This window comes from Sphingopyxis sp. Root154 (assembly GCF_001427105.1).
GTDB lineage: Bacteria > Pseudomonadota > Alphaproteobacteria > Sphingomonadales > Sphingomonadaceae > Sphingopyxis.
Map to the genome: position 1 here is coordinate 815,228 of NZ_LMGI01000003.1, position 24,368 is coordinate 839,595.

Sequence of the window (24,368 nt, forward strand, 5' to 3'; positions counted from 1 at the left end):
ATGAACGACCGTCTTTATCTCCTCGATCCGCTGTTCGAAGACCCCGCGCTGCCCGGACGGAATTTCTATTGCCGCGATTGCATCGCCATCGACGGGTTGCTGGCGAACTATCCCGAGCAGGCCGCAAAGATCGAGGTCATCCGCATCGCCTTTCCGCGCCCGCGCAATGCAGTGATCGCCGCGGTTGGCGAGGCGAACCAGAATCTGCCGGTTCTGGTGCTTGGCGACGATGCACCGGCCGAGCTTGCCGACGGCGAGCATCAAGGCACGCGCTTTGTGGGCGACTTCAAGCGACTGCTCCACGCGCTGCATGTCCGGCACGGCTTTCCGGAGGCGCATCCATGATCGCGCGGCGATGGCACGGGATCGTCCCCAAGGACAAGGCAGAGGCCTATCTCAAGCTGATGCTCGAGGTCGCCATTCCCGACTACCGGTCGGTCGCGGGCAATCGCGGTGCGTGGTGCCTGCAGCGCCCCGACGGCGATGTCGTTCATTTCGAGATGCTGACCTTCTGGGACAATCTCGACGTGATCGAGGGCTTTGCCGGCACGCCGGTCGACGTCGCCAAATATTATGATTTCGACGATGACTTCCTGATCGAAAAGGAAGCGCATGTCCTGCATTTCGAAGTGAACGGAACCCTATGATCCAGTCCCTGCTTATCGCCAATCGCGGCGAAATCGCCTGCCGCATCATCCGCACCGCGCGCGAGATGGGTATCCGCACAATTGCGGTCTATTCGGACGCCGACGCCAAAGCGCTGCATGTGCGCGAGGCCGACGAGGCCGTGCATATCGGGCCGTCGCCGGCGCGCGAATCCTATCTGATCGGCGAGAAGATCATCGCCGCCGCGAAGGCGACTGGCGCCGAGGCGATCCACCCGGGATACGGCTTCCTGTCGGAAAATGCCGAATTCGCGCAGGCGGTGGCCGATGCCGGGCTCGTGTGGGTCGGGCCGAGGCCCGCATCCATCACTGCGATGGGGTTGAAAGACGCAGCGAAGAAGCTGATGGCCGCTGCCAGTGTGCCAGTGACGCCGGGCTATATGGGCGAGAACCAAAACCCGGCGTTCCTTGCCGAACAGGCAGGCGAAATCGGCTATCCGGTGCTGATCAAGGCCGTCGCCGGCGGCGGCGGCAAGGGGATGCGCAAGGTCGATGCCGCAGGCGATTTCATCGACGCGCTGGCGTCGTGCCAGCGCGAGGCGGCGGCGTCGTTCGGCAACGACCATGTGCTGATCGAGAAATATATCCTGACCCCGCGCCATATCGAGGTGCAGGTGTTCGGCGATACGCACGGCAATGTCGTCCACCTGTTCGAGCGCGACTGCTCGCTGCAGCGCCGCCACCAGAAGGTGATCGAAGAGGCCCCGGCCCCCGGCATGGACGAAGCGACGCGCGCCGATCTCTGCGCCGCTGCCGTCCGCGCAGCGAAGGCGGTCGACTATGTCGGCGCCGGCACGATCGAGTTCATCGCCGACGCATCGGAGGGCCTCCGCGCCGATCGCATCTGGTTCATGGAAATGAACACGCGCCTGCAGGTCGAGCATCCGGTGACCGAAGAGATCACCGGCGTCGACCTGGTCGAATGGCAGCTCCGCGTCGCGTCGGGCGAGCCGATCCCGCTCGCTCAGGACGAACTAGCGATCAACGGCTGGGCGATGGAAGCGCGGCTCTATGCCGAGGATCCGGCGAAGGGCTTTCTGCCCTCGATCGGTACGCTCGAACTGTTCCAGCTTCCCGAACATATCGGCCGTGTCGATACCGGCGTCTATGAAGGCGCCGAAGTCTCGCCCTTCTATGACCCGATGATCGCCAAGGTCATCGCCTGGGGCGAGGACCGCGAGGAAGCACGCGAATTGCTGTCCGAGATGCTGGAGGACAGCGCGATCTGGCCGGTGAAGACCAACTCGGCCTTCCTCATCAACGCGCTCGATCATCCCGATTTTGTGGCGGGTACCGTCGATACCGGGCTGATCGGCCGCGACGGTGATGCGATGACCGAAGAACCTGTGCCGACCGTGCAGGCGCTGACCAACGCCGCGATGGCGATGGTTCCGCGGTCGCTGCAATCGGGCTTCCGCTTGAACGCGCCAGATGTGCGGAACGCGCCCTTCCTGCTCGACGGCAAGCGCGTCGAAGTCGAACTGCACGGTCCTGGCGCCGAGGAGCCGTCTCCCGCGATGCTCGTTGCCGAGGGTGGTTCGGTTTGGCAATTGACGCCCTGGCGTGCCGAAGGCAGCGCTGGCGCAGCCGCGGGCGACGGCGCGATCCTCTCGCCAATGCCGGGCAAGGTCATCGCGGTCGAGGTCGCCGCGGGCGACAAGGTGACCAAGGGACAGAAATTGCTGACGCTCGAAGCGATGAAGATGGAGCATAGCCTGACCGCGCCGTTCGACGGCGTCGTCGCCGAACTCAACGCGACGGCGGGCGCGCAAGTTCAGGTCGAGGCGCTGCTCGCGCGGATCGAGGCGGCGGAGTGAGCGAACTCGTCCTTCGCGACGCGACGGTGGCGGACCTTCCCGCCATCCTCGCGATGCTCGCGGAGGAGACGATCCCGCCGGGGCGTGAAGCCGATCCGTCGGACCCGCGCTACCTTGCCGCCTTCGAGGCGATCGACACCGACCCGAACCAGCATCTGATCGCCGCAGAACTCGACGGGCGCATCGTCGGGACGATGCAATTGAGCTTCCTTCCCGGGCTGTCCTTCATCGGCAGCTGGCGCGGGCTGATCGAAGCGGTCCGCATCGTGGCCGACCTGCGCGGGCAGAAGCTCGGCGAACACATGATCCTGTGGGCCGTCGAGCAATGCCGCGCGCGCGATTGCAAGCTCGTCCAGCTCACATCGTCGGCGGCCCGCACCGACGCGCACCGCTTTTACGCCCGGCTCGGCTTTGTCCAAAGCCATGTCGGCATGAAACTCCATTTAAGGGACTGAACATGGCAGGACGCTTTTTCGACGAATGGGCCATCGGCGATACGCTGACCCACGACATCCGCCGCACGGTGACCGAGACCGACAATCTGCTGTTCACCGTGATGACGCACAATCCGCAGCCGCTCCACCTCGACATCGAGGCAGCGAAGGCGTCGGAGTTCGGCCAGATCCTCGTCAACGGCACCTTCACTTTCAGCCTGATGGTCGGGCTGTCGGTTGGCGACACAACGCTCGGCACTCTCGTCGCCAACCTCGGTTACGACAAGCTCGTCATGCCGAAACCGGTGTTTATCGGCGACACGCTTCGGGCCGAGAGCGAAATCATTGGCCTCAAGGAATCGAAATCGCGGCCGAATGCCGGGATCGTCACCTTCCTCCACCGCGCGATCAACCAGCGCGATGAACTTGTTTGCCAGTGCGAGCGTTCTGCCCTTGTCCAGCGGAAGGCCAGCTAATGCGACTACGTTCCCTCCTCTTCGTTCCCGGCGACCGCCCCGAGCGTTTCGCCAAGGCCGCGGCGTCGGGCGCCGATGCGATCATCCTCGATCTCGAGGATTCGGTATCGCTCGCGAACAAGGATGCGGCGCGTCACGCGATCGCCGACTATCTGGCGGGAACCCGCGAAGTTGTGACGCTGGTGCGCGTCAATCCGCTCGACGGGCATCTGACCGCCGCCGACGTCGCCGCAATCCTTGGCGCCGGGCCCGACGCGATCATGCTGCCCAAAGCCGAAGGCGCACCGAGCATCGCGCAGCTCGACACGATCCTGCGCAGCGAAGCTGCACGCGATGCCTCGCTGCCACCGATCCTGCCGATCGCCACCGAAACCCCCGCGGCGATCTTCACGCTCGGCAGCTATCGCGAGGCGAAAGACCGCCTGCTGGGCCTGACGTGGGGCGCCGAGGATCTGCCAGCCGCGATTGGCGCGACGACGAGCCGCGAAGCCGATGGCAGCTATACCTCGCCCTATGAGGTCGCGCGCGCGATGACGCTGTTCGCGGCCCATGCTGCGGGCGCCGCCGCAATCGATACGGTATTTCCGGCGATCAAGAATGAAACGGGTCTCGCCGCCTATGCCGCCCGCGCGCGGCGCGACGGCTTTACCGGCATGATGGCGATCCATCCGTCGCAGGTCGAACCGATCAACGCCGCCTTCACCCCCAGCGCGGACGAAACCGCGCGCGCGCAGGCGATCGTCGATGCCTTTGCCGCCAATCCCGGCGTTGGCGTGTTGCAGGTCGACGGCAAGATGGTCGACGCGCCGCACCTCAAACAGGCGAAGCACATCCTTTCGCTCGCGGACTGATCAACTGCAGGCAGGACCGCGCAGCCAGCGTTGCGTTTCATGGCTGCGGAACCGCACCATGCCCTGGCTCGATTGCATGGTGACGAGATTGTCGAACTCCATGCTGGTGCGTGTGTAGGTGCCCCGCATCGTTATCTGCAAATTGGCGTTCGGGTCTTCGCCCGCGGGCTTGCAGTTGAGGTAGCCGCTGATCCGGCCGCCGTTCATCTTGAACGCGCCGATCGTGCATTTGGCTTCATGGTCCGGATCGAACAGCAGCACGCCGGGTTTCGCCGCAACTTTCGGTGCAATGCAATCTTCGGGATCGGGGTCGGTTTCCAGCACTTGTTTGAATTGCGCGACGAATTCGGGCGCCATTTCGGGGAAGAGAATTTCGACGACCTCGCGCTTGGTGGTCCAGATACCGGCTTCGATCGGATTGTCGGCGACCGCCGCGCCCGGATCGCCCGCCGTCGGGGTACGGCTTTGCCACCAGATGCCGCCCCCGATCAGCCCGACGAGCGCAACGCCCGCCGCAATGACCATCCATAACCGCTTACGCCGCGGCGCGAGCGGTGCGGACATTTGCCGCGCGGTCGTGCCGGGCGACACCGCAGGCGCTGTGCCCGGGCTCATCGCGGCGACGATCCGCTCGACCGCCTGCTCCTCACCCGCGAACCAGTCGATCCACTGATAATCCTTTAGCCAGTATGCGAGCCCCTGCGCGCGCACATCCTCCAGCCGCACCGGCAGGATGATCTTGTTGCTGTCCTCGCCCAACATCAGTTCACGCTTCACATGGCGCGACTGGTCAGACTGGGGGCAGAAGAGCAGCACGATCGCGTCCGATCGGTCGATCTGGTCGACAATCGACTGGTCGAAGGCAGTGCCGGCGGCGATGTCGTCAGGCGCGAGCCAGCCATCGATCCCACGCACCGCGAGCAGGCGTTTTAATCGCCGAGCGGTCTCAACCTGCGAGCTGTGATGGCTGATGAAAGCGGAAAGCCGCTTTGGCTTGATCGGCGGTGGTCCGGCGTCGGTCATTGCGGCCATCATATGAGCATGACCCGCGACCGCAAGTGACTAAGCGCACAGGGCAATCAGGATGTTTTGCGCCGAAATGGCCGGTGGCGCCCCATCCAGCTGCGCCCGCGGTGCCAGCTCTTCTTGAGGCCGCGTTCGGTGAAGCCTTCAAACATGGCATCGGGACTGGTCGGATCGAGCACCTCATTCTCGGCGATGAATTCGTCCATCGGACCCGGCGGAACGAGATCGAGCAGTTCCAGCGAACGCCCCTTGCCGCGTAGCGCCTCGATCGTGTCGATCAGCGAGCCGGTGCGCTTGAATGCGGCCGCAACCTCATCTTCCTTCACATCGAGATGCTCGGCGATCAGCGATGTGCGCAGCCGCACGATCGCGGGTTTGACGCCTTTGTTCGCGGGCAGCGCGGCATCGATCGTCACGTCGCATTCGCTGTCGAGCCCCATTGAGCGGTTGTTCATGTTCGCCGAGCCGACGCGGATCATGCGGTCGTCGACGATGGCAGTCTTCGCATGGACATAGATCGGCTCGCCACGCCTGGTGCGCGGATAATAGACCTTCAGCCGGTCGCCATGCTTCGACTTGGCAATTTCGCGGACCAGTTGCACGCGCGCGGCGTCCATCGCCATCTGCTCGAGCCAGCCATCGGCGGTCTTCGGCATCACCATCACGAATTCGGGCGCATCATCCTCGTTCAGCCGCTCGGCGATCGCGGCGGCGATCTTGCCGCAGGTGAAATATTGATTTTCGAAATAGATGAAGCGGTCGGCCGCGGCGATCATGTCGAGGTAGAGCTGTTCGATTTCGCGGATTTCCTCGCAACCGTCATATTCGGCGCGGGTGCGCGAAATGGCGACATCCACGCCCTCGAAATCGGGTTCGAGGTCGTCGGGCCAATTCTCGCCCTGGCCTTCCAGATCGCGCAGCGGTTTTTTGGTCGCCCGCTGCCAGCGTTCGTTGCCGAGATCGGCGAGCGCGTTGCCGACGGGGCCGGCCAGGATCATCGTGCTATCGTGCCACGGCATATAGGCCTTGCCATCGGGTGCGGTGCGGTGCGGATCGTCGTCCTTGTGATCGCGCGTATCCCAGCGGCGCGATCCGACATCGATCCCCCCGCACACCGCGAGATGGTCGTCGAATACGGCAACCTTCTGATGATGGCTGCACCCGACCGGATGCGCACTATCGAGGCGGAAGCTGATCGAGCGCGTGAGTTTCCAGCGCGCGACCATCGACAGGATGCGCGGCATTGCGAACTGCTTCAGCGCGCCGAAATTCCAGCGCAATATATCGATGTCGCGATCGGGTTTTTCCTTCGCGAGCCGCAGCAGGTAATTGCCGAGCGGTTCGCCCTTGCCATCCTTGTCGGGCTTGAGCGCGATGCGCGGGTCGAAGTCCCAGCCGATGAGCAAAATGCGCTGCTTCGCTTCTGCCATCAGCCGCTCGAGCAGCGCATAATAGTCGGCGGCGTCGACGATCATCCGCGCCTTCTCGGCGCGCTCGATGCGCCAGCAATTGCGGCCCTCGACGACGATCGGTTTCAGGTCCCCTTTGCTCATCGCCGCCGACACGCATGACAGCGGCGATGGTTGCAAGGGCGCGGGTCAGGCGGCGACGAACTGCTCGGGCGTCAGCGCCATCATCGCCTCGCTGCCCGCCTCGATCTTGCGGCGCAGCGAGCCCGCGTCGGGCAGGAAGCGTTCGGAGAAATAGCGCGCGGTGACGAGCTTGGCCTCGAGGAACGCCTTGTTGCCGCGGCCTTCGGCGAGCGCCTTCTGCGCCGCTTCGGCCATCATCAGCCACATCGAGCCGAGCGCGACGATCCCCAAGATGTGCATATAATGGTGCGCGCCGGCGCCGACATTGTTCGGGTTCGCCATGCCATTCTGCATGAACCACATCGTCGCGGCCTTGAGTTCGCCATTCGCCTTTTCGAGGCGCGTCGCGAAATCGGCGAGCGCTTCGTCGCCCTTAGCGCGCCCGCATTCCTCGTCGACGATCGCGAAAAAGGCCTGAATCGCGCGCCCGCCATTCTGTGCGAGCTTGCGACCGACAAGGTCCATGGCCTGCACGCCGTTCGCGCCTTCATAGATCATCGTGATGCGCGCATCGCGGACATATTGCGACATGCCCTGTTCTTCGATGTAGCCGTGGCCGCCGAACACCTGCTGCGCGTTGGTCGCGACGTCATAGCCTTTGTCAGTGCCGAAGCCCTTGATCACCGGCGTCAGCAGGCTCACGAGGTCGTCGGCGCGCTGGCGCTCCTCCTCGCTCTCGGCAACATGCGCAAGATCGACTTGCAGCGCCCCCCAGGTGCAGAGCGCGCGCAGCCCTTCGACCGTCGCCTTGCCGTCCATCAGCATGCGGCGGACATCGGGATGAACGAACAGGGGATCGGCTTTTTCCTGCGGATCCTTGGGCCCGGTGAGCGCGCGGCCCTGACGGCGGTCCTGCGCATATTGAACCGCATTCTGGTACGCGACATCGGCCTGCCCGAGCCCCTGGATGCCGACGCCGAGGCGCGCGGCGTTCATCATCACGAACATCGCGGCGAGGCCCTTATTCTCCTCGCCGACCATCCAGCCCTTGGCACCGTCGTAATTCATCACACAGGTCGAATTGGCGTGGATACCCATCTTGTGCTCGATCGACCCGCACGACAGCGTGTTACGGTCGCCGAGCGAGCCGTCGTCGTTGACGATGAACTTGGGCACGATGAAGAGTGAGATACCCTTGACGCTGTCGGGGGCGTCGGGGGTCTTTGCCAGCACGAGGTGGATGATGTTGTCGGTCAGGTCGTGCTCGCCCGACGAGATGAAGATTTTCGTACCCGTAATGGCATAGCTGCCGTCGCCGTTCGGCACCGCGCGGGTGCGGATGAGGCCAAGGTCGGTGCCGCAATGCGGCTCGGTCAGGTTCATCGTCCCACCCCATTCGCCCGCGATCATCCGGGGGACATAGGTCGCTTTCTGCTCGTCCGAACCCTTGACGAGGATCGCCGCGGTCGCGCCCTGCGTCAGCCCGGGATACATGGCGAACGCCTGATTGGCGGCGTTGCGATATTCCTCTACCGGGAAACCGATGACGTGCGGCAGTCCCTGCCCGCCGAATTCCTCGGGCGCGGTGAGAAGGCCCCAGCCGGCTTCGGAATAGGCCTTATACGCTTCCTTGAAGCCCTTTGGCGTCGTCACCGACCCGTCTTCGTGGCGTGTGCAGCCTTCGAGATCGCCCGACTGGTTGATCGGGAACAGCACTTCCTCGCAGAATTTGCCGGCCTCGGTCAGCACCGCTTCGACCATGTCGGGAGTCGCGCTCGCGAAACCGGGCAGGTTCGAATAACGTTCGATCCCAAGCACATCGTTGAGAAGAAAGAGCGTGTCCTGCACGGGAGCGCGATAGACGGGCATGGGGTATCCTTCTGAAAAGCAGCTAACAATGTCAAACTTGCCTGGGGAGAGGCTCAGGTCGGCTTATTGGCCGGCGTCGACTTTCTTCACCATGTCGATGAAACGTGACAGCTCATCTACAGCACTGTCAATATCGTCGCGCTGGCGTTGCAGCAGGCCGATGCGCTGCTCGCATTTCTCGATCGTCACCTGACGCTGCAGCTTTCGACCATCGCCGACGTCGTAAAGGTCGATCATCTCGCGAATGTCGGCGAGGCTGAAGCCCGTGCGCTTGGCGCGAAGTATCCAAGCCAGCCGCGCGCGGTCGCGTTTCGAATAGATGCGCGACAATCCCTTGCGCGACGGGCTGATCAGCCCTTCATCCTCGTAAAAACGCAGCGCGCGGGCAGTGACCCCGAACTCGGTCGACAAGTCGGTGATACTGAATTGTTCGCGCCCCAGATGGTCGGGCGTATCGATATGGGCGTGGCCATATTGTTCGGTCATGCCGGTGAAACTAGTTTCCGTTGACGTGAACGTCAAGCCCGGCAAAGCGGGTCAATTCGGGGCAGTTCAGCCCCCGCACGGATGCTGCATATTGCCGCCTCGATCGGCGATCCGCAAGCCCCCCGCGTCGCTCGCCGACCAGCTCGCGCGCGGCAGACTGAGCCCCGCAAGCGAGGCGCGGCCGGGACACAGGCTGCGGCATTGTGGTGGCAGCTTTCCGGGCAAGCGGAGCTCATCCTCTTCCTCATGCACAAGGGCTTCGCAACCATCCGCGCCGGCGAAGCGCATCCGCCAGCCGCCGCCCTCGCGAACCATCGTTCCGTTGGCGGCGCACGAGAGGCCGGGGCCAAAGGCGGCAGTGACGGCGAAGCGCCATTTTCCGGCGCCATCGGGAACGACGCACATTGCATCGCGGCCGAGATCGTGCGCGCGCTCGAACACGCCGACCGGGCTTGCGGCTTCGGGGTGGACGACGCCGCGCTCGCGTGCCGCCACTTCCAGCGGGTTGCTGGAGTCGATCCCTTTCGCGCGCTCATCCGGCGCGGGTCGCCCGCACCCGGCGAGCAGCAGAACCGCGAGCGCGGCGGCGTCAACCCTGCGCATCGTCCGCCAGAAAGATCAGGCCGCCATCGGCCTCGACACGGCGATAAAAGCAGGACCGACGCCCGGTATGACATGCCGGCCCCGCGGGCTTGACGCGGAGCAGCAGCGCGTCCTGGTCGCAATCGACCCGCATCTCCACGACGGTCAGGCCGTTGCCCGACGTCTCGCCCTTGCGCCACAACGCAGCCCGCGACCGCGACCAGAAATGCGCCTGTCCCGTCGCGCGAGTCTGCTCGATCGCCTCGGCATTCATATGCGCTACCATCAGCAGGATATGCGTATCGGCGTCGGTGACGATTGCGGTTACCAGTCCGGCGGCGTCGAAACGCGGAGAAAATCGGTCGGTCGTGTCGCGCTGATCATCCATAAAGTGCGCTTTAGAGCAGGTTTGGAGCCACTGTCACGCCGTTGTTCACGCGCACTATGACAAATCGGTGATTAGGGGGGCGACATTTGCGATTGCCGTCCCTATATGCGCCCCAGTCACTGCCCCCCTGCCCCTGGAATGACATGCTGACGACCCACCCTTTTGATGACGACAAGCTCCGCGAGGAGTGCGGCGTATTTGGTATTCATGGCGCCGATAGCGCCGCCGCGGTAGTCGCGCTGGGGCTTCACGCTCTGCAGCACCGTGGACAGGAAGCCGCGGGCATCACTGCCTTCGACGGCAAGGAGTTCCACACCCACCGCGCGATGGGCCATGTCGCGGGCAATTTCGACCGCGACGACATCATGCGCCAGCTGCAAGGCGGATCGTCGGTCGGCCATGTCCGCTATTCGACCACCGGCGAAACCGCGCTCCGCAACGTCCAGCCCCTGTTCGCCGACCTGTCGACGGGCGGGTTCGCGGTCGCGCATAACGGCAATATTTCCAACGCGACGGCGCTCAAGAAGGTGCTCGTCCGCCGCGGTTCGATCTTTCAGTCGACCAGCGATACCGAGGTGATCATCCACCTCGTCGCGACGTCGGCATACCGCTCGCTGCTCGACCGGTTCATCGACGCATTGAAGCAGGTCGAGGGCGCCTATTCGCTGATCTGCCTGACCGCAGAAGGCATGATCGGCTGCCGCGATCCGCTCGGCATTCGCCCGCTCGTGATCGGCAAGCTCGGCGATGCGCATATCCTCGCGTCGGAAACCGTCGCGCTCGATGTCGTCGGCGCCGAATTCGTGCGTTCGGTCGAGCCGGGCGAGCTTGTCATCATCCGTGACGGCCAGCTCACCTCGCACCGCCCCTTCGCCGAACAGTCGGCGCGGCCGTGCATTTTCGAATATGTCTATTTCTCGCGCCCCGATTCGATCGTCGACGGAACGAGCGTCTATTCGGTGCGCAAGGCGATCGGCGCCGAACTGGCGCGCGAAAATCCGGTCGATGCCGACCTGGTCATCCCGGTTCCCGATTCAGGTACGCCCGCGGCGATCGGCTATGCGCAGGAATCGGGCATTCCGTTCGAACTCGGCATCATTCGCTCGCACTATGTCGGACGTACCTTCATCCAGCCGGGCGACAAGGTCCGCCACCTCGGCGTGAAATTGAAGCATAACGCCAACCGCGCGCTGATCGCGGGCAAGCGCATCGTGCTGATCGACGATTCGATCGTGCGCGGCACCACCAGCCTGAAAATCGTGCAGATGATGCGCGATGCAGGTGCGACCGAGGTGCATATGCGCATCGCGAGTCCGCCGACGCAGCACAGCTGCTTCTATGGCGTCGACACCCCCGAACGCGCCAAATTGCTCGCGGCGCAGATGAGCGTTGGCCAGATGGCGAATTTCATCAACGCCGACAGCCTGTCCTTCATCTCGATCGACGGCCTCTATCGCGCACTGGGTGAAGAGAAGCGCAGCAACGACGCGCCGAAATATTGCGACGCCTGCTTCACCGGCGACTATCCGACCACGCTGACCGATTTCGACGAGCATGGACTGGAAGATCAATTTTCGCTGCTTGCCGAACGGGTTGTCTGACGCAATGAATACGACGTCTAAAGAACTGGCGGGCCAAGTCGCGCTCGTCACGGGGGCGAGCCGTGGGATCGGCGAAGCGATCGCCGAATCGCTGGCTGCACGCGGCGCGCATGTCGTGATCACCGCGCGCACCGCGGGCGGGCTCGAGGACCTCGAAGACCGAATCCACGAAGCCGGCGGCAGCGCCACGATCGCCCCGCTCGACCTGACCGATGGCGACAGCATCGCGCGCCTCGCAAGCGCGATCGCCGAACGCTGGCAGCAGCTCGACATGCTCGTGCTCAACGCCGCTATGCTCGGCACGCTGACTCCGGTTGCGGCAATCGACGGCAAGGAGTTCAACAAGCTGCTGACGCTGAACCTGATCGCGCAGCAGGCGTTGATCGCCAATTTCGATCCGCTGCTGCGCCGCGCCGCAAACGGCCGGCTGGTCGCATTGTCGAGCGGCGTCGCGCGCGAGCCGCGCGCCTATTGGGGCGCCTATGCGGCATCGAAGGCGGCGTTCGAAACGCTCGTCACCAGCTATGGCGCCGAAATGCGCAATATCTCGACCGTGCGCACGGCGATCCTCGATCCCGGCGGCACGCGGACGCAGATGCGCGCGCGCGCCTATCCGGGTGAAGACCCACAGAGCATCAAGGATCCGGCGGCGGTCGGCGAGTTTGTCGCCAAGCTGATGGTCGAAGGTTTCGATAGCACCGCCTTTCACGCGCTGCCCAAGGTCATGGAAAAAGCTTAACGCCATCTTTGTTTTCCTGCGCTAAGACGCTCGCATAAGAGGGTTTGCAAGGGCGCGGGAATGACCAAGGATATTTTGCGAACGGCAATTGCCGCGGTGATCGGTATTGTCGTCGCGTTCGGGCTGATCTGGCTCGCGCAATATGCCGGCAGCGAGATTTCGCCCGACGTTTACGACCCGAACAGCGGCGAAGTCCTGATCCCGATCGGATCGACGATCGCGCTGATTGTCGGCTGGTTCATCGGCACCTTTGGCGGCGGCTGGTTCGCGATGCGCATTTCGGCGGGCACCGGCGCAGGCTGGATCGTCGCCGGCGCGGTGATCGGCGCGGCGCTGTACCGCGCCGTCACGCTGGCCGACACCTGGTGGATCATGGGGCTGGGCGTAGCCGTCCCGCTTGTCGCGGTGTGGCTGGCCCAGCGAGCAACGGCAACTGCCGTCGACTGACCGGAAACGGGGCTTAGCGCCTCGCTTCCTTGTCCACAGCGACCTGCACACTCTTGTAGAACGCCTCGCGCGCCGCTCCGACACCTTCCGGATCGGTCGCGGTCGGCCAGTTGCCGTTCGAGGCGATCACCAGCTTGCGCTTGGGATCAATGAAGATGCCCTGCCCGAAAATGCCCTGTGCAGCGAAGCTGCTATCGTCGTTCGTCCACCATTGATAGCCATAGCCGCGGCCCGGCAGGTCGATGCCCGCCTGCTTCGTCGTCGCCGCGGGCAACCAGTCGTCGGGTAGCACCTTCTTGCCGCCCGCGACCCCGCCGTTCAGGATGAATTGGCCGAAGCGTGCATAATCCCTGAGGCTTGCCGACATGCAGCAGCCGCTGATCTCATGCCCCGTCGCGCCGAGCATCCACACCGCGTCCTGCTCCATGCCGAAGGGTTTCCAGATCTTTTCGGACAGATATTGCGATAGAGTCTTGCCCGTCGCGCTTGACACGAGCACGCCGATCAAATTGGTCTCGCCGGTCTTGTAGACCCACTTCGACCCCGCGGGCGCTTCGCGCAGCAAGGTTTTCATATAGCTGACCGTTATGTCTTCGCCGGCAACCGGCTTTTGCATATTGAACAGCGCGACGTCGGACTTGGGATCGGTATAATCCTCGTTCCATTTGACGCCCGAGGTCATGGTGAGCAACTGCTTCACCGACACATCGTCATAGGCCGAGCCCTTGAGGCCAGGGATATAGACGGTGACCTTATCGTCGAGGCTCTTGATATAGCCGTCCTTCACCGCGGCGCCGACAAGCGTCGAGGTGAAGCTTTTCGCAACAGAGAAGCTCGTCCAGCGCCCCGCGGCGCCATAGCCGAGTGCATATTTTTCGAGGCGGATCTTGCCGTCCTGAACGATGATCAGCCCCGCGTTGCGCTGCTTCGCCATATGAGCGTCGACATCGCCAAGGTCGATCGGCTTGCCCTGCGGCAGCGGATAGACGGTGCCGCCGGCCGCGACCGTGTTGACCACGACCTTGGGGACCGTCTCCATCGTGCGGAAGGCAGCGTCGCGTTGATCCTGGGTCCAGAACAGCACATTCAGATCCTTTGGCAGTTTATCGGCGGTCTCGGTGGGTGCGGGCGCGCTGCACCCCGCCGCCGCGGTGCACAGCAGCACCGCCGCCAATAATCTTCGCATGCCTCTCTCCCCCCTGTTTTCAGGCTGTCTTTTCAAGCGTGACTTGCGCGACGTCGATGCCGCCGCCGCGAAAGCCCCCCTCGCAATATTGCAGATAATAACGCCAGAGCCGCACGAACCGCGCGTCGAACCCCGGCGGCAGTTGATCGGCCGCGACCGCCGCGTCGAAGCTTTCGCGCCACCGGCGGAGCGTTTCGGCATAGTCGCCGCCGAACCGATGCACATCGCGCCACGCGAGGCCGCGTGCTTCGGCCAGCACGCGGAAGCGGCTTTCCGAGATCAGGCAGCCGCCCGGGAAGATATAGGCCTGGATGAAATCGCTGCTCGCCGCATAGCGTTCGAACAGCGCGTCGTTGATCAATATATACTGGATCGCCGCCTTGCCGCCGGGACGCAGCAGCCGCGCGATCGCGTCGAGATAGGTGGGCCAATAAGCCTCGCCGACTGCCTCCACCATTTCGACGCTGGCGATGGCGTCATACGGTCCCTGCGCGTCACGATAATCGCAGATTTCGATGCGCGAGCGATCCGACAGATCGACCGCAGCGAGCCGCGCATCGGCGATTTCGGCCTGCGCGGGCGACAAAGTGATGCCAGTATAGAGCACGTCGTGGCGTTCGACCGCACGCTCAGCGAGCGCCCCCCAGCCGCAGCCGATCTCAAGCAGCCGGCTTCCTGAACGCAGGTCTAGCCGATCGAGGATCGCATCGACCTTTGCCGCCTGCGCCTCCTCGAGGGACTGGCCGGGATCGGTGAATAAGGCGCTCGAATAGTTCATGCTCGGATCGAGCCACAACCGGTAGAAATCATTGCCCAAATCATAGTGGGCATGGATGTTCCGCTTCGCACCACGCCGATCGTTGTGATGGAGCGCGTGGATCGCCTTGTTCAGCCAGCGCCACGGACCATGCGCGCGCGCGACACTGCCCAGGGCTTCACCATTGCGCATGAACAGGTCGAACAAAGGCACCGGATCGGGCGACGACCATTCGTCGGCTTCCCAAGCGCGATACCAGCCCACCGAACCCGACAGCGCCAGCCTCGCGAGCGAGGCCCAGCTGTGGAGATGGACGACCGCGACCGGCCCCTTGCCGCGCCCGCCTAGCAGACGCACGCTGCCGTCAGGCAAATGGCTCTCGATCGTTCCCTGGGCGAGCCCGGCGTCGATCCGGTCGAGCATGCGGTGAAAGAGGCTCGCGGGCGCCAGCGCGATCAGCCGCGCCATGCCGCCGCCCGAGCGATAGGCACGGTCGGCGCGGAGCAGTTCCTTACCGCGGCGCGGGCTGACATGCGTGTTCATTGACATCTTCCTGCCTCAAACGCATCGCGCTGACAATCGGTTGAAACACGCGGCGCCATGACGTCGCGCGGACCCGCTCATTCGGGATGGCTGGCGGTGTCGGGCGCGGTCAGGCGGACCTGGAACCGGTCGCGCGCGAGCGGGTGCATGAAACGCTGGTCGCGCAGCAGGATCGCATCGCCATCCCTTTGCGCCACGGGCATTCGCGACCAGAACAGGAAAGCGCGCGCCGCGGGATCGGCCTTGACCCACGTCGCGAGGCGCGGATCGTCCATGCCGGTCGGTGCACCGGTCAGATCGACTTCGCCGCCGGCGCCCGGAACGAAGCTTGCGGTGCCGTAGCGGTCGGCGGTCCGCCAGAAGATATCGCGTTTCCAGAAGGCGAACGGCGGCGGGCTCGCGACGACGAGCGCATCCTTCTGACCACCCGCCTCAAGCGCGCGCGACGCCATGCGCTCGGCAGCGCCGGTGATGAGGCCATTGGCGAAGATATAGGCGCATACGGCGGTGAATCCGATCCATGCCGGGCGCCGCCAGTTCGCCGCTGCGCGCCGTTCGCCGCGCAGCGACAGCCAGACCGACATAGCGAGTGCGATCCAAATCCACAGGTCGATGATGAAGATGCTGTCGCCATAGAACCAGCGGTGACTGAACGGTTCGAGCAGCCGGATGCCGTAATTGTTGAGCCAGTCGAGCGCGGGGTGGCTGAAGCAACCGACATAGGCGAGCGCGAGCAGCCAGCCCTTGTCGACCGGAAGCCGCTCCGCCGGTCTTTTGCCGCGCCGGCCCTGCCAGTGGTCGAAGGTGAGCATCAGCCCCCACAGGATGATCGGCAGCACCAGCAGCGCGATCGGCCCGTGGGTGATCCCGCGCCGCATCGATAGCGATTCGATGCCATAGATCGCGCAGGCCGCGTCGATATCGGGCAGGTTCGCCGCGATGATCAGCGTCGGCATTGCCAGGCCGGTCTTTTTCTTGAGCCCCATCTGGCCAAGAACCGCCCCGACGAAGCTGTGCGTCAGATTGTCCATGCCGAGCTATAGGTCCGACGCGCGGTGCCGCGGCAAGATCAGAGTTCGGGCCCGCCCTCGGTGACCGTCCAGGTCTGCCCTTTCTTGAGCAGGCTCTGGAGATCGGCCGTCTTGCCTTCAGCCGCCGCCTTGTTCTGGCGAACGACATCGGCCTCAAAAGTCGGGCGCGGGTCGTCGTAGAGGACGCCGAGCGCCATCGGGAATTCGCCGAAGCGCATCTCAACGAGCATGTGCGCTACGCTGCGGTTGGTGACGTCGTGGACAATCACACCCGCAGCCTGCCAGTCGCCATCGACGACATCGACGGTCTTGAGATGCAGCGCCTCGGCGTCGAGCGCTATGCCCTTGGTCCCCTTGGCGTAGATCATCGGCTCGCCCTGCTTGAGCCAGAGCTGGCGATCCTCGGCACCCTTTGGTGCCGCGAAATCCTCGAACACGTCTTTGTTATAGACGATACAATTCTGAAAAATCTCGATAAAAGCTGCCCCCTTATGGGCGTGTGCTGCCTTCAGCACGTTCGGGAGCTCCTTCGACACGTCGAAGCCGCGTGCAACAAAGCGCGCCCCGGCGCCGAGCGCGAAAGCCGCGGGCTGCGCGGGGCGGTCGACCGAACCATAAGGCGTCGACGGGCTCGTCGTCCCGACGCGGCTGGTCGGAGAATATTGCCCTTTGGTCAGGCCGTAAATCTCGTTGTTGAACAGCATGATCTGGCAATCGAGATTGCGGCGGATCAGGTGCATCGTGTGGTTGCCGCCGATCGACAGCCCGTCGCCGTCGCCGGTAACGATCCACACATCGAGGTTCGGATTGGCGAGCTTCAGCCCCGTCGCGAACGCCGGCGCGCGGCCGTGGATCGTGTGGAAGCCATACGTTTCCATATAATAGGGGAAGCGTGACGAGCAGCCGATGCCGCTGATAAACACGGTATTCTCGGGCGCAGTGCCGATTTCGGGCATCGTGCGCTGCACCGCCTTCAGGATCGCATAGTCGCCGCAACCGGGACACCAGCGGACTTCCTGATCGGTTTCCCAATCCTTGAGCGTCGTCGTCCGCGCGATGGTTGTCATCTCGTTCACTTGAGTGCCTCCTCGATGGCGGCTTCGATTTCGGCGATGGTGAAGGGCTGGCCCGACACCTTGTTCACCGGCTTGGCGTCGACCAGATACTGGTCGCGCAGCACGGTCTTGAGCTGGCCGGTGTTCATCTCGGGTACGATCACGCGGTCATAGCTTTTCAGCAGCTCACCAAGATTGGCGGGCAGCGGCCAGATATGGCGGATATGGATGTGGCTGACGTCCAAACCCTCGGCGCGCTTGCGGCGCACCGCCTGATGGATCGGGCCAAAGGTCGAGCCCCAGCCGACGACCGCGAGCTTGCCGCCCTCGGCGCCGAGTTCGACGACCTGGTCGGGCACCTTGATGCCGTCGATCTTGTCCTTGCGGATATCGGTCATCGCCTGATGATTTTCGGGGGCATAGTTGATGTGCCCGGTGTCGAGTTCCTTCTCGATCCCGCCGATGCGGTGCAGGAGCCCCGGCGTACCGGGCTTCACCCAGGGACGTTTGAGATTTTCGTCGCGGCCATAGGGTTTGAACCCGCCTTCGGGCGCTTCGGTGAGGAATTCGACCGGGAAGGCATCATAAGTCGTGAGATCCGGCACGGCCCAGGGCTCGGCGGCGTTCGCGATATAGCCGTCGGTCAGCAGCATCACCGGGGTCATATATTGCACCGCGATGCGCACCGCCTCGATCGCGCATTCGAACGCGTCGCCGGGCGAGCGCGCGGCGACGACGGGCATCGGCGCGTCGCCGTTGCGGCCGTAAACCGCCTGATACAGATCGGACTGCTCGGTCTTCGTCGGCAGGCCGGTCGAGGGGCCGCCGCGCTGCGAGTTGACGATGACGAGCGGCAGCTCGGTCATGATCGCAAGGCCCATCGCCTCGCCCTTCAGGGCGATCCCGGGGCCCGACGAGCTGGTGACGCCGAGCGATCCCGCATAGCTGGCGCCGATCGCCGAGCAGATGGCAGCGATTTCGTCCTCGGCCTGGAAGGTCGTGACGTCATATTCCTTGAGCCGCGACAGGTGATGCAAGATCGCCGAGGCGGGCGTGATCGGATAGCCGCCGAAGAACATCGGCAGCCTGGCAAGCTGCGCGCCCGCAACGAGCCCGAACGCAATGCCTTCTGCACCGGTCAGCGTGCGATAGAGACCGGGTGCCACCGGTGCGGGGTCGACATGATGCTGCTTGAGCGGACCCGCGAGTTCGGCGGTCTCGCCATAGGCATGGCCCGCATTGAGCGCGGCGACGTTCGCGGCGGCGAGGTCGGGCGCCTTGGCGAATTTCGCATTGAGCCAGTCGATCAGCGGCTGGCGGTCTCGGTCGAACATCCAGAGCGAGAGCCCCAGCGTCCACATATTCTTGCAGCGCAAGGCTTCCTTGTTGCCGAGCCCGAAGGGCTTGACCGCGTCCATCGTCAGCTGGCTGATGTTGAGCTTGAGGAGCTGCCATTTGGCGAGGCTGCCGTCGTCGAGCGGGTTTGCGTCATATTTCGCCTTGGCGAGGTTGCGGTCGTTGAACTCGCCCTCGTCGGCGATGATCAGGCCGCCCTGCTTCAATTGCGGCACGTTGGTCTTGAGCGCCGCGGGGTTCATCGCGACGAGCACGTCAGGCGCGTCGCCCGCGGTGTCGATCGCCGACGATCCGAAATTGATCTGGAACGCCGATACCCCGAACAGCGTGCCCTGCGGCGCGCGGATTTCGGCGGGGAAATCGGGGAAGGTCGCAAAGTCGTTGCCGGCAAGCGCCGACGAAAGGGTAAACTGACCGCCGGTCAGTTGCATCCCGTCGCCACTGTCCCCGGCAAATCGCACCACTACCGCATCCGAAAGGGGGGACTGCCGTTTGTCGGCCTGGTCCACTACCGCTGTCGCCATTTTCTCTTCTGCCTCAAATCTTGCGAACCTGTGACATCGGCCTAGGCCCGTGCGCGCCAAGCCGCAATTGAGAAAAAATTGTGCGCTGCAAAGGGTGATGCACAGGGTGAGTTTCATTTCGGGATTGAATTTGCCCCGCCGATACCGAATAGCGTGGTGAAAACAGCGATCAGGGAGAGACGCAGATGACCGACGGCACCACCGCATATACGCGCCCCGACGTGGCGGCTTTCCTTGCCTTCCTGAACGCCCAGGAAGGACCGAAAATGGAGGAGATGCCGCCCGAGGGCGCGCGCGCGATGTTCCGCGTAATGGGCCAGCTTGCCGATGTGCCGCGCGGCGAGATCGCGAAGGTCGAGGATCGGACCATCCCCGGCCCCGCCGGTGAGATCGCCATCCGCATCTATGACGACCGCCCGGCTCGCGAAACCGGACCGGTGATGGTCTTCTATCATGGCGGCGGCTGGGTGATCGGCGACCTCGACACGCATGATGCCTATTGCGCCGAGGCGGCGCGACTGCTCGACATGCCCGTGATCGCGGTCGACTACCGCCTCGCCCCCGAACACCCCTTCCCCGCCGCGCCGATCGATTGCGAGGCCGCGACGCGCTGGGTCGCCGACAATATCCCCTGCACCGGGCTGGTCCTGTCCGGCGAAAGCGCCGGGGGCAATTTGACGATCGCCACCGCGCTCACCTTGCGCGACAAGCCGGCGTCGAAACCGGTGATCGCGATCCATCCGATTTATCCCGCCGTGACGACGCACGACGACTGGCAAAGCTATCGCGATTTCGGCGAAGGCCATCTGCTGACGCAGGGCAGCATGACCTGGTTCGGCAATCATTACGCCGCCGACCCCGCCGACTACCGCGCCTCGCCGCTCGATTTCCCGGCCGGGGGCCTGCCCCCGACGCTGCTCATCACCGCCGGGCTCGACCCGCTGCGCGACCAGGGCCGCGCTTATGCGGCGAAGCTGATCGAGGCCGGGGTGCCCACCACCTATCGCGAGGCGACGGGCACGATCCACGGCTATATCAACCTGGCGCAGGGCATCCCCAGCGCCAAAGAAGATATTCGCGGGGCATTGACCGTATTGAAAGCGATCGTCGCCGAAGCTACCGGGGCGGCATGATCGACCACAGCACCCTTCCCTATCGCCCCTGCGCGGGCGTGATGCTCGCCAACCGCGACGGCCGCGTCTTCGTCGGCCAGCGGCTCGATACATCGAGCGAGGCCTGGCAGATGCCGCAGGGCGGGATCGACGATGGTGAGGATGCCGAGGAAGCGGCGATCCGCGAACTCGGCGAGGAAACGGGAATCCATGGCGGTTTGGTCGAGATTATCGCGCGCAGCCGCGAGGAATATTTCTATGACCTGCCCGACCATCTGATCGGCAAGTTGTGGGGTGGCAAATATCGCGGCCAGCGCCAGCACTGGTTCCTGATGCGCTTCATGGGTGAGGATAGCGATGTCAACATCCACACCAAGCATCAGGAATTCCGCGCGTGGAAATGGGCCGAGCTGAACAAGATCGAGAAATTGATCGTCCCGTTCAAGCGCGCGCTCTACCGTGGACTCGTCGAGGAATTCGGCCCGCTCGTCTGATCGCGGAGCGCGATCGCGGTACGGAAGACATCGGCGAACATTTCCGGCGTCAGCCGCCCCGTGTTCGTGTTGTAGCGCGAGCAGTGATAGCTATCGACGAGATGGCGCCCGTCCGGCAGCATATGGATGGCACCGTGTGCAAAGGGGTGTGCAGCAAGCCGCTCGCCGAAAGCCCGTAAAGCCGCGTCATGCGCGATCCGGCCGAGCGCGATAATCACGCGAACCTTTGGCAAGGCCGCCAGTTGCGCCTCGAAAAACGGTCGACAATTCGTAATTTCGGCGGGCGAAGGCTTGTTCTGCGGCGGCAGGCATTTGACGCTGTTGACGATAATCGCGCCGTCGAGCGTCAGCCCGTCGTCGATCCGCGCATTGTATCGGCCTTTGCTGAGGCCGAACTCCGACAGCGTCGCGAATAACAGATCACCCGCATAATCCCCGGTGAACGGGCGCCCCGTCCGGTTCGCGCCATGCTTGCCCGGCGCGAGACCCGCAAAAGCGAGCCACGCATCGGGATCACCGAACGCATGGACTGGTGCATTCCACCAGTCGGGATGCTCGGCCTGGCATTCGCGGCGAAACGCGACGAGCCGCGGGCAGCGCGGGCAATCGCGCGGCGGCTCGGTTCCGGGCAGTGGGCTGTCAATCTCCACGCAACTGCGATAGGCGCTGCGCGATGAGCAACGCAATGCCGCTTCCCCTCTATGCCATCGGCCTCGGATCGAACCGGCGCCATGCGCGGTTCGGCGACCCGCGCGCGGTGTTGCTCGCCGCGCTCGCGGCGCTCGAGAGCGACGACATCGAAGCCGTCGACGCCAGCCCGATCATCGCGAGCGATCCGCTCGGCCCGTCGCGCCGCCGCTATGCCAACGCGGTCGCGCTTGTCGCCTCGCCGCTCAGCCCGCCCGAAATGCTCGCACGGCTGCAGGCGATCGAGGCGAGCTTCGGCCGCCGCACCGGCCAGCGCTGGAGCGCGCGAACGCTCGACCTCGATATCCTGCTCTGGTCGGGCGGGACATGGTCCGACGCTGCGCTGACGATCCCGCACCCGGCCATCGAAAGGCGCGCCTTCGTCCTCGGTCCGCTGCGCGCGATCATCCCCGAATGGCAGCATCCCCTGCACGGCCGCAGCGTCCGCCAACTCGCCGCGCGCCTTTCGCGTCCAAAGCCGGTTGACCGCACCGCATCGGCGCACTAGGGCGGCGGCTCACTTCGCAAGCCCGCTTCGGCGGCGCCGCGATGGGCCCTTAGCTCAGTCGGTAGAGCAACTGACTTTTAATCAGTAGGTCGCTGGTTCGAACCCAGCAGGGCTCACCATTTTTCAATGACTTAGCTGACACGGCCTAATCCAGAGATGCTCTAGGTAACACTCTAGGTAACAACTCGGGTGTTATGACCGCGATCCGACCGCCGCTGCTGCGCCCCAGATCATCATAAAAGACCGGTTTTTTTTGGGCTCATCCAGCCGCAATAATTCCATAGGTCTTTCGCGCGAATTTACTTTTGCCCCCCATGAGCAGAGAACGCGGCCGATCCACGATCCACGATCCGCCTTCGCTGACGAGCTCGCGCAGGTCGAAATAGGCCGCTGCAACAAGAGGGGGACAAGAGTTGACTACGCTAATCACTGGTGCCGCTGGCTTCATTGGCATGCATATTGCTGCAGCTTTGCTGGATCGCGGTGAGCGCGTGGTCGGCATCGACAATTTCACGCCATATTATTCGCTCGACCTCAAGCGCGCACGAATAGCTCGGCTTGAGGCACTCCACGGCGAATCCTTTTCATTTTTGGACGTCGATTTTGGTGACGCGAACGCGCTCTCTCGTGCGCTTTCGACAACGACCTTCGACCGGATCATTCATCTTGGCGCTCAACCTGGCGTGCGCTACTCGCTCGAGAATCCTGCCGCCTACATCCACTCGAACGTTTCAGGACACGTCAACATTCTGGAACTAGCACGCCATAGGGCTATTTCGCACCTGGTGTACGCCTCGTCTTCGTCGGTCTACGGGATGCGTTCAGACGCGCCTTTTCGAGTCTCCGATCGCGCGGACACGCCGATTTCGCTCTATGCAGCCACAAAACGCGCCGATGAACTCATGAGCGAAACCTACGCCCATCTCTTCCGGATACCGATGACGGGCCTGCGCTTCTTTACCGTATATGGGCCATGGGGCCGACCCGATATGGCAGTATGGAAGTTCACCGAGGCAGTCCTGCAGGGCCGTCCAATCGACGTTTACAATTACGGCGACATGCGTCGTGACTTTACCTTTATCGATGATATCGTCGACGGCGTAATCTTGGCACTTGATCACCCCCCTGTAGATGATAATCGAGAAAAACCCGGCGGCTTCAAAACTCCTCATCGGCTGTACAACATTGGCAATAACAGTCCAGAGCGGCTCATCGACTTAATTAAAAAAATCGAAAAGGCTTGTGGCCGGAAAGCCAAAATCAATCTGTTACCAATGCAGGATGGCGATGTTCATCAAACATTCGCGGACATTGAAGACATTAGTCGCGATCTTGGTTTTCGCCCTAAAACTCCAATTTCCTGGGGAATACCGGCTTTCGTAAATTGGTATGTGGGACAATGGATGAAGAACTGAGCCGACAGCTTATTTAATGCGGCATTGCCACAACAACGCTAAAGTGAGCGATGATATCGACAGGTCGGCTGGGTCAAACTATCCGCTGGCCTCGGGATACATCGAGATGGAAATATTGCCCCACGCGTGGCGAGCCTCTTGAGACGCCGAACCGCGCTAGTTTCATTTCTTGGACTCGTCCTAGCCCTCCTCGAGCCTTGGCGCCGCCGTACGGGCGCACCCCGCCGCGAACAGCGCGGAGCAGACCAGCCGGCTCCGGCGAGACGTTGTTGACGCCGGTCCCCAAGGGGACAGATCACCGTCGATCTCGAGCCTTCCGAATTGAACTCAAGCTTCGACCGGAGCACGAACATCGCCCCACCCATGTGCCCCCTAACGCCTGAAGCCTATCGCCCCTCTCCTCGCCATGGCCGCGAGCAGCGTTGAGCGGCGGCGAGATTGCTGCGGTCTCGTGCGATTCATTCTAGCCCGCACGACGGCGTGTGGTCCAGTGGGTAGCCGCTCTCGGTGCCATCAGACTATATGGTCGTGTGCCGCGCTCAAATTTTGCTTCGACGAACTGCGCACCCTAGCTGATGCCTCGCTCGAGCGCTTGTACCTATACCATCGCACAGCAAGGCGACGTACCGGTGCCGCAGCCCCCGTGCTCTCTCAACTCCCGGGCATCGGCGTGGGCGGTATTAGAGACACGGCATTTGACCAAAAAGCCGCCGGGTATTTTCCCGGCGCCGCAGGCTTGAACCGTCGTCATTCGGGGCCTGCAGCGCTGACTGTCGCGGTCGGTTTG

25 protein-coding genes and 1 tRNA gene are annotated in these 24,368 nt (G+C 63.5%); 14 read left to right on the forward strand and 12 right to left on the reverse strand.

What is annotated here, in order from left to right; translation table 11 throughout:
* The 6 genes from ASD73_RS19410 to ASD73_RS19435 are packed head-to-tail and all read left to right on the forward strand — an operon-like array spanning position 1 to position 4,243.
* Entirely contained in the window at positions 1-345 is a 345-nt protein-coding gene (locus tag ASD73_RS19410) for a DUF3088 domain-containing protein (RefSeq protein WP_056375029.1), read from the forward strand.
* Complete coding sequence (locus ASD73_RS19415; protein WP_056375031.1) at positions 342-647, forward strand: hypothetical protein; 306 nt, start codon at positions 342-344, stop codon at positions 645-647. Before ASD73_RS19410 ends, ASD73_RS19415 begins: the two co-directional genes overlap by 4 nt.
* Positions 644-2,482: an acetyl/propionyl/methylcrotonyl-CoA carboxylase subunit alpha gene (locus ASD73_RS19420; protein WP_056375033.1), complete on the forward strand. Its 1,839-nt coding sequence runs from the start codon at positions 644-646 to the stop codon at positions 2,480-2,482. The genes ASD73_RS19415 and ASD73_RS19420 overlap by 4 nt, the downstream gene beginning before the upstream one ends.
* A complete protein-coding gene (locus tag ASD73_RS19425) occupies positions 2,479-2,937 on the forward strand; it encodes a GNAT family N-acetyltransferase (protein WP_056375034.1) in 459 nt (152 codons plus the stop codon). The genes ASD73_RS19420 and ASD73_RS19425 overlap by 4 nt, the downstream gene beginning before the upstream one ends.
* A 2-nt stretch (positions 2,938-2,939) precedes the next feature.
* Positions 2,940-3,392: a MaoC family dehydratase gene (locus tag ASD73_RS19430; RefSeq protein WP_056375036.1), complete on the forward strand. Its 453-nt coding sequence runs from the start codon at positions 2,940-2,942 to the stop codon at positions 3,390-3,392.
* Complete coding sequence (locus ASD73_RS19435) at positions 3,392-4,243, forward strand: HpcH/HpaI aldolase/citrate lyase family protein (RefSeq protein ID WP_056375037.1); 852 nt, start codon at positions 3,392-3,394, stop codon at positions 4,241-4,243. The genes ASD73_RS19430 and ASD73_RS19435 overlap by 1 nt, the downstream gene beginning before the upstream one ends.
* On the opposite strand, the gene ASD73_RS19440 is transcribed toward ASD73_RS19435, so the two are convergent.
* The 6 genes from ASD73_RS19440 to hisI form a co-directional block, all read right to left on the reverse strand.
* Positions 4,244-5,266, reverse strand: a complete 1,023-nt coding sequence (locus ASD73_RS19440; RefSeq protein ID WP_162248173.1) for a TIR domain-containing protein — start codon at positions 5,264-5,266, stop codon at positions 4,244-4,246.
* A gap of 56 nt (positions 5,267-5,322) precedes the next feature.
* A complete protein-coding gene (locus tag ASD73_RS19445; protein ID WP_056375040.1) occupies positions 5,323-6,822 on the reverse strand; it encodes a phospholipase D-like domain-containing protein in 1,500 nt (499 codons plus the stop codon).
* A 45-nt stretch (positions 6,823-6,867) separates the two neighbouring features.
* Positions 6,868-8,670, reverse strand: coding sequence for an acyl-CoA dehydrogenase C-terminal domain-containing protein (locus ASD73_RS19450; protein WP_056375042.1), 1,803 nt, complete (start codon positions 8,668-8,670; stop codon positions 6,868-6,870).
* Between the two features lie 63 nt (positions 8,671-8,733).
* On the reverse strand, positions 8,734-9,156 hold the full coding sequence (locus tag ASD73_RS19455; RefSeq protein ID WP_056375045.1) for a MerR family transcriptional regulator: 423 nt from the start codon (positions 9,154-9,156) through the stop codon (positions 8,734-8,736).
* A gap of 66 nt (positions 9,157-9,222) precedes the next feature.
* Positions 9,223-9,759 (reverse strand): hypothetical protein, encoded by a 537-nt coding sequence (locus ASD73_RS19460; protein WP_056375046.1) that lies wholly within the window; start codon positions 9,757-9,759, stop codon positions 9,223-9,225.
* Complete coding sequence (hisI, locus tag ASD73_RS19465; RefSeq protein WP_056375048.1) at positions 9,746-10,126, reverse strand: phosphoribosyl-AMP cyclohydrolase; 381 nt, start codon at positions 10,124-10,126, stop codon at positions 9,746-9,748. Before hisI ends, ASD73_RS19460 begins: the two co-directional genes overlap by 14 nt.
* 143 nt (positions 10,127-10,269) lie before the next feature.
* Between hisI and purF the strand changes: the two genes are divergently transcribed.
* The 3 genes from purF to ASD73_RS19480 are packed head-to-tail and all read left to right on the forward strand — an operon-like array spanning position 10,270 to position 12,913.
* Positions 10,270-11,727, forward strand: a complete 1,458-nt coding sequence (gene purF / locus ASD73_RS19470) for an amidophosphoribosyltransferase (protein ID WP_056375051.1) — start codon at positions 10,270-10,272, stop codon at positions 11,725-11,727.
* Positions 11,728-11,731: 4 nt separating this feature from the next.
* On the forward strand, positions 11,732-12,466 hold the full coding sequence (locus ASD73_RS19475) for an SDR family NAD(P)-dependent oxidoreductase (protein ID WP_056375052.1): 735 nt from the start codon (positions 11,732-11,734) through the stop codon (positions 12,464-12,466).
* Positions 12,467-12,526: 60 nt separating this feature from the next.
* Positions 12,527-12,913: a hypothetical protein gene (locus ASD73_RS19480; protein WP_056375054.1), complete on the forward strand. Its 387-nt coding sequence runs from the start codon at positions 12,527-12,529 to the stop codon at positions 12,911-12,913.
* 13 nt (positions 12,914-12,926) lie between these two features.
* Here ASD73_RS19480 and ASD73_RS19485 read toward each other — a convergent pair whose 3' ends face one another.
* The 5 genes from ASD73_RS19485 to ASD73_RS19505 form a co-directional block, all read right to left on the reverse strand.
* A complete protein-coding gene (locus tag ASD73_RS19485; protein ID WP_056375056.1) occupies positions 12,927-14,099 on the reverse strand; it encodes a serine hydrolase domain-containing protein in 1,173 nt (390 codons plus the stop codon).
* A 19-nt stretch (positions 14,100-14,118) separates the two neighbouring features.
* Positions 14,119-15,399: an SAM-dependent methyltransferase gene (locus tag ASD73_RS19490; RefSeq protein ID WP_056375058.1), complete on the reverse strand. Its 1,281-nt coding sequence runs from the start codon at positions 15,397-15,399 to the stop codon at positions 14,119-14,121.
* A gap of 77 nt (positions 15,400-15,476) precedes the next feature.
* Positions 15,477-16,430 carry a metal-dependent hydrolase gene (locus ASD73_RS19495; RefSeq protein WP_056375060.1) on the reverse strand — a complete coding sequence of 318 codons (954 nt, stop codon included), beginning with the start codon at positions 16,428-16,430 and terminating at the stop codon, positions 15,477-15,479.
* 38 nt (positions 16,431-16,468) lie between these two features.
* Positions 16,469-17,506 carry a 2-oxoacid:ferredoxin oxidoreductase subunit beta gene (locus ASD73_RS19500; RefSeq protein WP_056375061.1) on the reverse strand — a complete coding sequence of 346 codons (1,038 nt, stop codon included), beginning with the start codon at positions 17,504-17,506 and terminating at the stop codon, positions 16,469-16,471.
* Positions 17,503-19,365: a 2-oxoacid:acceptor oxidoreductase subunit alpha gene (locus tag ASD73_RS19505; RefSeq protein ID WP_056375063.1), complete on the reverse strand. Its 1,863-nt coding sequence runs from the start codon at positions 19,363-19,365 to the stop codon at positions 17,503-17,505. Before ASD73_RS19505 ends, ASD73_RS19500 begins: the two co-directional genes overlap by 4 nt.
* 185 nt (positions 19,366-19,550) lie before the next feature.
* On the opposite strand from ASD73_RS19505, the gene ASD73_RS19510 reads away from it, so the two are divergent.
* On the forward strand, positions 19,551-20,498 hold the full coding sequence (locus ASD73_RS19510; RefSeq protein WP_056375065.1) for an alpha/beta hydrolase: 948 nt from the start codon (positions 19,551-19,553) through the stop codon (positions 20,496-20,498).
* Positions 20,495-20,971 carry an RNA pyrophosphohydrolase gene (locus tag ASD73_RS19515; protein ID WP_056375067.1) on the forward strand — a complete coding sequence of 159 codons (477 nt, stop codon included), beginning with the start codon at positions 20,495-20,497 and terminating at the stop codon, positions 20,969-20,971. The genes ASD73_RS19510 and ASD73_RS19515 overlap by 4 nt, the downstream gene beginning before the upstream one ends.
* Here the strand turns inward: ASD73_RS19515 and ASD73_RS19520 are convergent.
* On the reverse strand, positions 20,932-21,621 hold the full coding sequence (locus ASD73_RS19520; RefSeq protein ID WP_056375069.1) for a uracil-DNA glycosylase: 690 nt from the start codon (positions 21,619-21,621) through the stop codon (positions 20,932-20,934). The genes ASD73_RS19515 and ASD73_RS19520 overlap by 40 nt on opposite strands.
* Before the next feature lie 23 nt (positions 21,622-21,644).
* Between ASD73_RS19520 and folK the strand changes: the two genes are divergently transcribed.
* The 3 genes from folK to ASD73_RS22470 all read left to right on the forward strand — a co-directional run bounded on the left by folK (position 21,645) and on the right by ASD73_RS22470 (position 23,581).
* Positions 21,645-22,166, forward strand: coding sequence for a 2-amino-4-hydroxy-6-hydroxymethyldihydropteridine diphosphokinase (gene folK / locus ASD73_RS19525; protein ID WP_156377458.1), 522 nt, complete (start codon positions 21,645-21,647; stop codon positions 22,164-22,166).
* Positions 22,167-22,209: 43 nt separating this feature from the next.
* Positions 22,210-22,285, forward strand: a tRNA-Lys gene (locus tag ASD73_RS19530).
* 294 nt (positions 22,286-22,579) lie between these two features.
* Positions 22,580-23,581, forward strand: coding sequence for an NAD-dependent epimerase/dehydratase family protein (locus ASD73_RS22470; protein ID WP_082521689.1), 1,002 nt, complete (start codon positions 22,580-22,582; stop codon positions 23,579-23,581).
* Positions 23,582-24,368: the final 787 nt, after the last annotated feature.